Origin of the sequence: Antarctobacter heliothermus (assembly GCF_900188425.1) — a bacterium.
GTDB lineage: Bacteria > Pseudomonadota > Alphaproteobacteria > Rhodobacterales > Rhodobacteraceae > Antarctobacter > Antarctobacter heliothermus.
In genome coordinates, this window is the sequence record NZ_FZON01000091.1 from 1 (window position 1) to 11,001 (window position 11,001).

7 protein-coding genes and 7 pseudogenes are annotated in these 11,001 nt (G+C 61.1%); 7 read left to right on the forward strand and 7 right to left on the reverse strand.

What is annotated here, in order from left to right; translation table 11 throughout:
• A pseudogene (locus tag CHB90_RS24395) lies at window positions 1–241 on the forward strand (transposase); the annotation flags it as partial.
• Window positions 242–354: 113 nt separating this feature from the next.
• Window positions 355–858: pseudogene (locus CHB90_RS24400) on the forward strand (IS21 family transposase); the annotation flags it as partial.
• An 86-nt stretch (window positions 859–944) separates the two neighbouring features.
• On the opposite strand, the pseudogene CHB90_RS24405 reads toward CHB90_RS24400, so the two are convergent.
• Window positions 945–1,668 (reverse strand): annotated as a pseudogene (locus CHB90_RS24405) (transposase).
• 130 nt (window positions 1,669–1,798) lie between these two features.
• A complete protein-coding gene (locus CHB90_RS24410) occupies window positions 1,799–2,833 on the reverse strand; it encodes a fatty acid desaturase (protein ID WP_089280334.1) in 1,035 nt (344 codons plus the stop codon).
• Between the two features lie 266 nt (window positions 2,834–3,099).
• Here CHB90_RS24410 and CHB90_RS27200 point away from each other — a divergent pair.
• Window positions 3,100–3,276 (forward strand): annotated as a pseudogene (locus CHB90_RS27200) (transposase); the annotation flags it as partial.
• Window positions 3,277–3,714: 438 nt separating this feature from the next.
• Window positions 3,715–4,710: an AI-2E family transporter gene (locus tag CHB90_RS24415; protein ID WP_245823367.1), complete on the forward strand. Its 996-nt coding sequence runs from the start codon at window positions 3,715–3,717 to the stop codon at window positions 4,708–4,710.
• A 246-nt stretch (window positions 4,711–4,956) separates the two neighbouring features.
• Here CHB90_RS24415 and CHB90_RS24420 read toward each other — a convergent pair whose 3' ends face one another.
• The 5 genes from CHB90_RS24420 to CHB90_RS24440 all read right to left on the reverse strand — a co-directional run bounded on the left by CHB90_RS24420 (window position 4,957) and on the right by CHB90_RS24440 (window position 8,506).
• A complete protein-coding gene (locus CHB90_RS24420) occupies window positions 4,957–5,415 on the reverse strand; it encodes a GNAT family N-acetyltransferase (RefSeq protein ID WP_089280336.1) in 459 nt (152 codons plus the stop codon).
• 128 nt (window positions 5,416–5,543) lie between these two features.
• Window positions 5,544–6,053, reverse strand: coding sequence for an anthrone oxygenase family protein (locus CHB90_RS24425; protein WP_089280337.1), 510 nt, complete (start codon window positions 6,051–6,053; stop codon window positions 5,544–5,546).
• Window positions 6,054–6,113: 60 nt separating this feature from the next.
• On the reverse strand, window positions 6,114–6,542 hold the full coding sequence (locus CHB90_RS24430) for a DUF4345 domain-containing protein (RefSeq protein ID WP_089280338.1): 429 nt from the start codon (window positions 6,540–6,542) through the stop codon (window positions 6,114–6,116).
• 23 nt (window positions 6,543–6,565) lie between these two features.
• Window positions 6,566–7,393: an NAD(P)H-binding protein gene (locus CHB90_RS24435; RefSeq protein WP_089280339.1), complete on the reverse strand. Its 828-nt coding sequence runs from the start codon at window positions 7,391–7,393 to the stop codon at window positions 6,566–6,568.
• A gap of 108 nt (window positions 7,394–7,501) precedes the next feature.
• Window positions 7,502–8,506 carry an AraC family transcriptional regulator gene (locus CHB90_RS24440; protein WP_089280342.1) on the reverse strand — a complete coding sequence of 335 codons (1,005 nt, stop codon included), beginning with the start codon at window positions 8,504–8,506 and terminating at the stop codon, window positions 7,502–7,504.
• Between the two features lie 289 nt (window positions 8,507–8,795).
• Between CHB90_RS24440 and CHB90_RS24445 the strand changes: the two are divergent.
• The 3 pseudogenes from CHB90_RS24445 to CHB90_RS27205 all read left to right on the forward strand — a co-directional run.
• A pseudogene (locus tag CHB90_RS24445) lies at window positions 8,796–9,377 on the forward strand (tyrosine-type recombinase/integrase); the annotation flags it as partial.
• 104 nt (window positions 9,378–9,481) lie between these two features.
• Window positions 9,482–10,102, forward strand: a pseudogene (gene istA, locus CHB90_RS24450) (IS21 family transposase); the annotation flags it as partial.
• A gap of 175 nt (window positions 10,103–10,277) precedes the next feature.
• A pseudogene (locus CHB90_RS27205) lies at window positions 10,278–11,001 on the forward strand (IS3 family transposase); the annotation flags it as partial.

Genomic DNA, 11,001 nt, shown 5'->3' on the forward strand with positions numbered 1-11,001 from the left:
GGTGGACAGGCCAAATCAGGTCTGGTGCGTGGACATTACATACCTGCCAATGCGTCGTGGGTTCCTTTATCTGGTGGCGATCATGGATTGGGATACCCGGATGGTTCTGTCGTGGCGGATATCGAACACGCTGGACGCCGACTTCTGCGTCGAGGCGCTGAACGAAGCGATCTATCGGTTCGGGCCGCCTGACATCATGAACAGCGATCAGGGATCGCAGTTCACCTCGTTTGCCTGGACTGTGAACAAGCATGCAATTTTGACCCCGTAGCGGGGTGATCGGCGTCCAAAAGTGACCCCCCCTTACACTGATTTGGATAATGCCCCCCAGGTCATTGGGGAGCGCAGTGTGGGATGTTGGTGGTGGAGACGATAGCGAAGATCCGTCGGGCGTATTTTCAGGACAAGAAGCCGATCAAGCAGATCTGCCGGGAACTGCGGATTTCACGGAACACGGTGCGCAAGGTGATCCGGTCCGGTGCGACCGAGCACACCTACGAGCGGACCGTCCAGCCGCAGCCGAAGATCGGTCCTTGGAAGGACGAACTCGACGAGATGCTGGCGACAAACGCGCGGAAGCCCAAGCGCGAGAGGCTGACCCGGATCAGGATCTTCGAGGAACTCAGAGCCCTCGGATATGACGGCGGCTATGATGCGGTCCGGCGATACGCGGCCACGTGGTCCAAGGAGGAGCAGGTGGCATCTGCGGCTGCCTATGTCCCGCTGATCTTCGATCCGGGCGAGGCCTACCAATTCGATTGGAGCCACGAGATCGCAGTGATCGATGGCGCGACGACCACTGTGAAGGTCGCTCACGTCCGGCTTTGCCACAGCCGGATGCTCTTCGTGCGGGCCTATATCACCGGTCCGAACACAGGAGACCCGACATGGGCGTTGTTGCGGAACTCGCATCTGAGGCGTAACTGACCCATTCCCGTTTTCTGTCAGGCGACGCGAATGATCTCGGCAGTACCGAGGGCGTTGAAACGGTTCATGAGTGCGATGCGGATCTGGATTTCAGCGGTCTGGCGGTCGGGGTCTCGTGCCGCGATGCGTTCGCCGAAGGATTTCAGGCAGCGCATCTTCGCTTCGATCCGGCTGCAGGCGTGGTATCCGGTCCAGCGTTTCCAGAACGCTCTGCCGTAATGTCGGGTGGCGCGTAGAGTGTCGTTCCGGGCGCGCGCAGCCGGACAGTCCTCTTTCCAATGCCGCCCGTTCTTGCGGATCGGAATGATCGGGATGACGTCACGGGCGATGATGGCCCTGTGGCAACGGCGCGTGTCATAGGCGCCATCGGCGGTCACAGTGCTCATCTGCACGGCCAAGGTTTTCTGCCTACGGCAAAGGGTCGAAGAGTCTGGCACCGGCCAGTCCACCCCTGCCATCCGCAGCAGGCTGGCGACCATCCCGGCAGTCTGGCGAAGCGGCAGCTTGAACAGCACTTTGATCGACAGGCAGAATTGGATGGCCGCATCGGAAAAGACCGGCGGGCGTCCAAGCCGACCGTCACGAGGCGCGTCCCAGGTCATGTCCTTGTCGACCCACCCTCTCGCAAATGCGGGCATGTGCTGCCGGGCAATGGATCAGCAGGGATCCTCGCTTGCGCAGCGACGCGTTGTAACTGGACCAGTTCGTCGTGCGATAGCGGGCGGGAGATGGCTTGCTCATGCACCGCATCTAACGCCATGGATTCGCAAAGTGAATCCTCCGTCGACAGACTTGTGCAACAACGCCATCCCAATGGTAAATATTGGCTTCGAAGGGCATCTCAAATATCTGGTGCCTGACCTTCTCTGAATTAGCGACAACGAGCTTGAGCCTGCGAAAACGACAGCAGACGTTGAGTCCTTTCATCCCAGAGATGCAGCCGTGCGTTCCCAAGGCTTTCCCTGATCGTCATCCGATTGCCTTCGGCAAGTTCCGCGTGATCGCGCAGCACCTCGTTCAGTCGATAGAACGGAATACGGCTGTAAAGGTGATGGACATGGTGAATTCCGATATTGGCGCTCAGCCATTGCAGCAACGGCGGAAGCACGTAATGCGAACTGCCTCGAAGGGCGGCGTCATGCAGTTGCCAGTTTTCTTCGACATCCCAATGCGTGTCCTCGAATTGATGCTGCACGTAAAACAGCCACATCCCCGCCGTCGCCGCCAGAAGTGTCGTCGGCAGGAAGATCAGCAGGATCGGCATCAAGCCGCCGAAATAGGCAATGTTCAGCAACCCAACAAGGATAGCTGCATTGGTGGCCATGGCACTGACCCAATACCGGGCGCTGGCCATAAGGCCCAAAGGCAAGCGATTTTGAAACAGGAACAGGTATCCCGGGCCGAAACCAAATAACACTATGGGGTTTCGGTAAAGCCGGTACATCAAGCGGTTGAGCGGCGTCAGATCCTGGTACTCCGCGACCGTCAATGTGTGAATATCGCCAATCCCGCGCCGCCCGAGGTTCCCGGATGAGCTGTGGTGAATTGAATGCGTTCGACGCCAGACATCGTAGGGCGTCAGGGTCAGCACGCCCAGCACCCGCCCGAGCCAATCGCCGACAGTCCGATTCTTGAAAAACGCCCCGTGCCCGCAGTCATGCTGGATGGCAAAAAGGCGTAAAAGAAAGGCTGCGTTGACCAGAGAAATTGCGAAGGTCAGCCAGTAGCTGACCCACAAAGACCACCACGCGATGCTCCACAAAAGAAGGAAAGGTCCGACGGTGACTGCAAGTTCGTACGCGCTGCGATGAGAACTGGGTTCGCGGTAGTTTGAAAGTATCTTGACCCAGTCTTTCGACGCGCGCGCTTCTTGGGGTTGCTCAGAATTTTCAGATTTGTCGAACATGTACCCTGCTTTTTGTCAGTGCCGACTGGCCACCTATACCATGAAAGTCCTGCAGGAAAGGGTAGTGCCCCGGGAGATGGTGTAGGAGGCCGCGCGCGAAGCCATTGGCGCCGCGCTTCTTCGTAGTCTGAGGTTGTTCAAAGACCGATGACACGAAGGAGAGAACGAGGACCGAGACCATGATCGACGTTCCAGGGGTGATCGCCAAGAGCAATGGTAAGACGTGACCGTGGTGCCAGTGGCACCGCGCAACCACGTCGAACGATCGGCGCACCAACGTCGTCGGGATCTTTCCCAACCGGGAGGCCGTCGTTCGCCTTGTCGGTGCGCTCATGCTGGAGCAAATTGATGAGTGGGCCGTCTCATGCCGCTACATGCCGGCGGAAAAGCTGACTGCCATGTGCAACGATACCGACGCGACGGCGATGATCGCCGTCCAATGAACGAGCGAAACCAGCTATGAAGAAGCAGTTGAACGCTTACTCCTAAGCCAATCCCCGGGACGCTATCCAGGAAGTGTCATTTCGGGACGCATTCGCGAAATCTAATCGGCCGAATGCCTGGGTCCCGGCGCTGGATCGAGCCATTCGGTTGTCGTGGTGAAGAATGCCTGAAGGCGCATTGCCGACTTCGGATGCATCTCAGGCTTGCGGCGTCAGGGACGGCCCAAACCGGACTTTAACCCATTGGTCTGACACCGCGCTGGAGCGGCACCAGACCAGCCATTCGTGCATCGCGCAGCATTTGCCAAGGGTAATTGACCGAAACGCGCTCAAGTGATTGACACTCTGGGCCCAAGGCTTTGAGATGCCCCAACGACTGGGCCTTGGGATTTTTGAACACATATGCGCAGCGTAACATATGCGACAGCACTGACCCTGATGCTTGGTTGGCTGTTGTGGATCGGTAAACCTATCCTGCTGCCGGTCTTTGCCGCAGTGATCTCAGTCTATATCCTATCGACGGCTGCGGCGAGCATGCAGGCATTGCCGATGCTTTGCCGTCTGCCGGCCTGGGCCAGACGGGGCTTGATCCTGATCCTGTTCACAATATTCGTGGTTATGCTGTTCATCCTCGTGATCAACAACTTGGTACAGGTGGTTGCGATCCTGCCGCAATACGAAACCAACCTCGAACAGCTCATCAGCCGCAATGCCAGCCTGCTGGGAATCGAAAACGAACCAACATGGGAAAACCTGCGCCGCGCCACGCTGGACCAGATCGATGTCGGGTCCTGGATGACGCCAGCACTTTTGTCGCTGCGCGGGTTCGGCGTTACCCTGTTTCTCGTGGTGCTCTATTCCAGCTTTTTGATTGCCGAACGAGGGGTGATGGCGCGCAAAGTCATGATCGCGATGGGCGACGAAGAGGTGGGAGTGCGGGCCATTTCACTCCTGTCCCGGATCAACGAGCGGATAGGGCAGTACCTCTTCGTCAAGACCGTGCTCAATGTGATCCTGGGGGCAATCTCCTTTGTCATCATGCTGCTTCTGGGGATCGAGTTCGCGCTATTCTGGGCGGTGCTAATCGCGTTCCTGAACTACATTCCCTATCTCGGTTCGATGATCGGCGTAATCTTTCCGGTCCTGCTCAGTCTTGCGCAGTTCGGAACATTCTCGATGGCGGGCACGGTTATGGTCACGCTCACCGCCGCACAGATCTTCGTCGCCTTCATTCTGGAACCCCGCATGATGGGCCGAGCCTTCAACCTCAGCCCCTTCGTTGTGCTGCTGGCACTGGCATTCTGGAGCACGCTCTGGGGCCTACCCGGCGCTCTGCTGGCAGTGCCCCTGACGGTGAGCTTGGTTCTTGTCCTCGCCGAGCTGAAGACCACGCACCCGATCGCCGTGCTGCTGTCGGCGAGCGGCAAGGTGTGATGGAACGGCGCATTCATTGCGCGAGGCCGTGGCAGATGACTTGGAAATGGCAGCCGTGCGCAAACAGCCGCCGATGCAGAGTTACGAGGCGTGGTCATACTTCTGGATGTGACCGGCCCATAGCTGCCTTAGGTGCGCGCAGCGTCATGCTGCGCTGCGGCCCGTCAGAGCAGAGGTTCGACCAAGGGGCGGCATCCTCGCCGCAGCTGCAAGTGCCCCGGCGGAAGGGCGATTAGCTGGCCTTCCTCAGATCCTTAGCTTGTATCCAACATGGGTCGGTTCAAAACCCAGACGTTCATAGAAGCGATGGGCGTCTGGCCGGGCCTTGTCCGTGGTGAGCTGAACCAACGAACACCCGTTTGCCCGGCATTCGCTGATCGCCCAGGCAAACATCGCTTCGCCAAGCTTGCCGCCCCGACGGTCGCTCGCGATCCGCACCGCCTCGATCTGTCCGCGCTTGGTACCATTGCGAGACAGACCCGGGATGAAGGTGAGCTGCAGGGTTCCGACAATCTGCTGCCCGACCTCGACCACGCAAAGAAACTGGTTCGGATCGGCATCGATCTCCGCAAATGCAGCCCGGTAGCAGTCGTCTACAGCCGGCGAAGCGTTTTCTCGCAAAGAACCAAGCACGTCATCGGCCAGCATCGCGACAATCGCCCCCAGGTCCGCTGTGGTTGCTCGGCGGAAACGCGGTTCATCCATTAGTATTCTCCTTTCTCGTTATCGCCGAGCCCTTCCCATTAGGGCTGTCGGGCGTGAACGAACATGCCGGCGGACGGGCGCGACCTCCGCCTCGCGGCGCAGATCAACGCCCTGGTGCGGCCCGACTTTCAAACCGCCTGCGCCTGAGACTGCGCCGCCCAGGCCAGTGAGAACAGCAGCAGGGCTGCAGACAGTCCACAGGCGACGGTGCGGACTGTATTCCAGAAGCTCCAGCGGGGCAGATAGGTGCCGGTCCAGTAGTCCAGCGTGGCATCCGCGGAGGCCTCCATGCCCGCCAAAGTCTCGTTCATCGGCACGTTGAAGACCACCGTTACCCCGAAACATCCGACGAGATACGTCAGGCCAGCCAGCATCATCACCATTCCTGCGCCGTTCTCGACGACTATTGCGCCATAGGCCGCAATCAGCAGGGATAACGGCGCCAGCCCGAGGAAGAGCACCATGAAGATCCAGCGGAACACCTCTCGGTTTATGGCCTGCATGGCCTCAGCGCCACCGTGGCCGCTGGTCACGGACAGGGCGCGCATGATGAAGTCCGAGAAGGCGAGAAAGACACCGCTGACTAGCGCATAGGCTAAGACGGCGAGGTGGGCGAGGGTGAAGAGAACAGGGGACATGGGCCAAGGCTCCTTGAATGGGGGCGGCAGGGCGTCATGCACCAAGCCGCCGGGACAGGCTCAGCGCGCGGGATGTTCCGTGGAGAGGTCGGGCACCGGCTGCCAGAGGCGCCGGCGGAAGGCTGCAAGGCAGAGCGCGGCAATGATCAGCTCCACGACGAGGGCGCCGACGACGTTGCCGGAGGGCATCCCGTCCACTGCCAGCCCGACCAGCCGTCCGGCCGGAAAGGCGGTAAAGACCGTCAGGGCCGCAGCCATGGCGACGGGCAGGATCGTGTACCGCCAGATGCCGAGCAGCATCAGAAGTCCGAAACCGGTGAGGCCAGCACCGGGGGCGCGCAATTCGCTCAATAGGTTGGCATCTTCGTCGAGCGTGATGCCGTAGCTGGCGTAGAAGGCGTGCGGCGCGAACAGGATGAAAGCGCCGATGGTAAGCGCGGTGAGGCCAGAGAGACCGAGCGCGATCTTTTCGAGTAAGGTGGGTTTCATGTCAGGCTCCTTTCATCGCCGGGTCAGGCGGCGCTTGTCCAGGCGCCGGTTCCGGCGGCGTCCCGGGCAAAATCCGCGAAGTCGCGGGTCGGGCGCCCGAGAGCGCGCATCACGCCATCCGTGGTGTGGGCGTTTCGTCCATCCAGTGTCTCGCGCGCGATGGCGGTAAAGACGTCGGCCACGAAGGAGCCGCCAGCCTCGGCGATGGTCGCGTGGAACGCCTCGAAGCTGATGGGGATATGTCGGATCTCGCGCCCCATAGCACGCGTGAGATCCGCCGCCATGTCCGCGAAGGTCATCAGCCGCGGGCCTGTCACCTCGTAGAGTTCGCCCTTGTGCCCCTCTTCGGTCAGCGCCGCGACGGCGACATCGGCAATATCGTCTATGTCGATGATGGGCTCGGCCACATCACCGCCGGGCATCGGAAGAACGCTGGCCAGGACCGGGTCGCGCAAGTAGCCTTCGGAGAAGTTCTGCGCAAACCAGGCAGCCCGGACGATGGTGAAGTCGACGCCGGAATTACGCACCACCTCTTCGCCCAGCCGCGCGTGCTGCTCGCCTCGGCCGGAGAGCAGCACGAGGTGCTCGACGCCCACGTCGCGCGCCGTTTCGCAGAGGGACTCGAGCTTTTCCACGGCTCCGGGGAAGGCAAGGACGGGGAAATAGGTGACATGGACCGCACGGGCGCCGCGCAGGGCCGAAGCCCAGGTCTCCGGCGCTTCCCAGTCGAAGGGCGTGGCGGAGCTGCGCGAGCCACGGCGCACGGGCAGGCCCCGCGCCTCGAGGCGGCTGGCGACGCGGCGACCGGTCTTGCCGGTGGCGCCGATGACGAGGATCGGTTGGTCTTTCATGGGGTGTCTCCCTGGCTTCGGTATCGGTAACCAAGGGATAGACGCGGGGGTGGCGCGCGGTATTGACCGACGCTGCCAGCCTTTTGACCGAACTCGCCAATGCGCGCGTCAGCGGTGGGTCACATCCTTGCGATAGGTCGCGGGTGTCGTGCCGACCCAGCGCTTGAAAGCGCGGGTAAAGGCGCTCTGCTCGGAGAAACCGGTGAGGAACGCGATTTCGGCCAGGGAGTGGCTCTCGTCCCGCAGGAGCCCTTCGGCGAGGTCGCGGCGGGTGTCCTCTGTGAGGCTCTGAAAGTTCATCCCGTGCTCCGAGAGGCGCCGGTGGAAGGACCGCGTGCTGAGGCCCAGGCTACGCGCGATCTCCGCCATCTTCGGCGTCCCCTCGCTGAGCGTCTGGGCAATTGCGGCTTGCGCCTGCGTGACAAGCGCGGGCTCTCGGGTGATATCGGACAGTTCCGCGTCGAGATGCGCGGTCAGGTATTGCGAGATCCCCTCATCCCCGAGGATGTTGGGCCGGGCCAGCGTCTCGTCGGCATAGAGTATCGCGTCACGGTCCGCGCCGAAGCGTACCGGACAGCCGAACCACTCCTCGTGCGCAGCGATCGTGCGCGGGGCGGGATGCCGGACAAGCACTTCCACGGGCGCAAGCGGCACCGGGCAGACCTGTCTCGCGATGGACACGGCACTCGCAAGAGTCGCCTCGTTCGACAGGCGCATCCCGAGGCGCCGTTCGCCCGCCCGGTGCAGGATGAAGAGCGTGCCCTCAGCCGCCGGCTGCAACTCGTATTCGACGACGCTGGTCCACAGACGCGCATAGCGTTCCACCCGCGCATAGGACGCACCCAGCGTCGTTGCGGCCTTGAAGGCCAGCCCAAGCGCCCCGTATTCGTCAAGCCGCATGGAGGCACCCGCGCGCACCGGCAGATCGGTCACGTCGACCTGATCGGCGATCCTTTCGAGCATGTCGTAGTAGCGCTCGGCGGGAACCATCTGCCCGGAGTCCCAAGGGTCATCCGGGGCGATCCCGACACTGGCCAGCATCGCTGCAGCATTAATCCCACCGCCCGCCGCGGCGACCACCTTTCGTGCGAAGAGCGACGTGACATACCCCATGACACGCATTCTACGATGCGCTTGGTGAACGGCCAAGCTCGCGGTGGAACCGGGCGTGCGGCGGACTGCATATCCTCTACATGATTAGCCTTCATCAAACCTGCACGTGCCGCGAAGGACTGATTTCGCCCGATCCGCGGGATGCCGTGGACGGCCCAAGGACGAATCCGCTCCGCGGCATTGGCGCATTCGACTGATGGATTGAACCGTCCGTAACGGCGCGCATTTTGCGATCTGACCGACCTGTCTGACGATTGGCGCCTTCTCAATCATCAGACAGGAGGTTCCCATGACAGAGGAGAGAGTAAGCCCGCTGCGTCAGCGGATGGTCGAAGACATGCGCATCCGGGGCATGGGCGAGAAAGCCCGGAAGGCCCACATCCGGGCGATCAAGGATTTCGCGGCCTTCCTCGGGCGGTCACCCGACACGGCCACACCGGAAGATCTGCGCGCGTATCAGATTCACATGACCGACACCGGGGTCACGGCCAGCACGTTCAACGTGCGGATCGTGGCGCTGCGGTTCTTCTTCGGGATGACCTGCGGGCGCGAGGACATGAAGCGTTACATGCAGTTCCGCACGCAGCCGCGGAAGTTGCCTGTGGTGTTCAGCGTCGAGGAGGTGTCCGACATCCTGATGGCAGCACCCGGGCCGGGGCTGAAGTATTGGGCCGCACTCAGCATCTCCTACGGCGCAGGACTTCGGGCCGCCGAGGTCTGCAACCTCAAGATCGGCGACATCGACAGCGACCGGATGCTGATCCACGTCGAGCAGGTCAAGGGACGGAAGGACCGCAAGGTCATGCTATCCCCGGGCTTGCTGAACCTGCTGCGTGACTGGTGGCGCGAGGCTCGGCCCGACTGTTGGATTTCACTGAGAACTGACCCAGCAACAGTCGAAATTGTCACTGAGATTTGACCCATGTGGAACCTTGCCTCTGACGGGATGCGTCGGGGGATATTGGAGTGATCGACATGGGATTTTTGAGCGTCATTCGACGTTGGGCGTTACGGGACAATGTGCCCATCCGCGAGATCGCGCGGCGGACAGGGCTGTCTCGCAATACCATCAAGAAGTATTTGCGTGAGGGGATCGTTGAACCCCAGTTTCAGACACCGGCGCGACCGAGCAAGCTGGACCCGTATGCGGAGAAGCTGTCAGGCTGGCTGGTGACGGAGCAGCGCAAGTCGCGCAAGGACCGGCGCACCGCCAAGCAGATGCACGCTGATCTGGTTCAGCTTGGCTATGACGGCTCGTATGAGCGGGTCGCAGCCTTCGTGCGAACCTGGAAAGGAGACCGGCAACGCGCGCAGCTGGCGACGGATCGCGGAACATTCGTGCCGCTGGTGTTCCAGCCGGGCGAGGCGTTCCAGTTCGACTGGAGCGAGGACTGGGCCCATGTCGGCGGCGAGCGCATCAAGTTGCAGGTGGCTCACATCAAGCTGTCGCACAGCCGCGCGTTTCTGGTCAGAGCCTATCTGCTCCAGACGTATGAGATGCTGTTCGACGCGCACTGGCACGCGTTCCGGGTCTTTCAGGGCGTGCCGGGCCGCGGGATCTACGACAACATGCGGACGGCTGTCGACCGTGCCGGTACGTCTTTTGGACCAGCTGGTCGCCCTCAAGGCAGCCAATATATCTGCGGAGTTCGTCTTTGAGAGCCCGACGACGCGAGGCCATGTCTCTCCGAATGCGCTTTTGAAAACAGAGGTGGTCGCGGGATTTCGGACCAGGTGCTAGGCTGTAGCGCCTGAGGAAGAACGCACAGAAATGACCAAACGGAAACGCTATTCGGCAGAGTTCAAGGCGAAGGTGGCTCTGGAAGCCATCCGCGAGGAGCTGACGACAGCCGAACTTGCCAAGAAGTATGGCATCCACCCCACGATGATCAGCGGCTGGAAGAGGACTGTGATCGAGAACATGGCCGCAGCCTTCAATGGCCAGGCGACCGCGGAGCCGACGATATCGGCGGCAGAGGTCGAAAAGCTACACGCCAAGATCGGGCAGTTGGTCGTGGAACGGGATTTTTTGTCGGAAGCCTCCAGTTTCGTCCTCGGCGCTGGAGGCAAAAAGCGGTGAAGAAAGACCATCCTGATCTCAGCGTCCGGCGGCAATGCAGCCTGCTGACACTGGCACGCTCAAGCCTCTACTACCAGCCGCGCGGTGAAAGCGCCGAGAACCTGAAGTTTATGGAAATTATCGATCGGCAGTTCTTGGAGACGCCGTGGTATGGGTCCCGGCAAATGGCCCGGCAAATGGCCCGGCACTTGGCTCGCGCGGGACATAAATGCGGGCGGCATCGTGTGCGGCGGCTGATGAAGCTCATGCGGTTGGTGCCGATCTACCAGGAACCGAAGACCAGCAAGAAGCACCCGGAGCACAAGATATATCCATATCTTCTGAAGGACTTGCCAATCACCCGGCCCAACCAGGTCTGGTGTGCTGACATCAGCTACATTCCCATGCGCCGTGGTTTTCTTTATCTCGTGGCCGT

Coding starts and splice junctions, on each gene's coding strand:
- CHB90_RS24410 (WP_089280334.1), bottom strand. CDS start 2,833: ATGTTCGACAAATCTGAAAATTCTGAGCAACCCCAAGAAGCGCGCGCG.
- CHB90_RS24415 (WP_245823367.1), top strand. CDS start 3,715: ATGCTTGGTTGGCTGTTGTGGATCGGTAAACCTATCCTGCTGCCGGTC.
- CHB90_RS24420 (WP_089280336.1), bottom strand. CDS start 5,415: ATGGATGAACCGCGTTTCCGCCGAGCAACCACAGCGGACCTGGGGGCG.
- CHB90_RS24425 (WP_089280337.1), bottom strand. CDS start 6,053: ATGTCCCCTGTTCTCTTCACCCTCGCCCACCTCGCCGTCTTAGCCTAT.
- CHB90_RS24430 (WP_089280338.1), bottom strand. CDS start 6,542: ATGAAACCCACCTTACTCGAAAAGATCGCGCTCGGTCTCTCTGGCCTC.
- CHB90_RS24435 (WP_089280339.1), bottom strand. CDS start 7,393: ATGAAAGACCAACCGATCCTCGTCATCGGCGCCACCGGCAAGACCGGT.
- CHB90_RS24440 (WP_089280342.1), bottom strand. CDS start 8,506: ATGGGGTATGTCACGTCGCTCTTCGCACGAAAGGTGGTCGCCGCGGCG.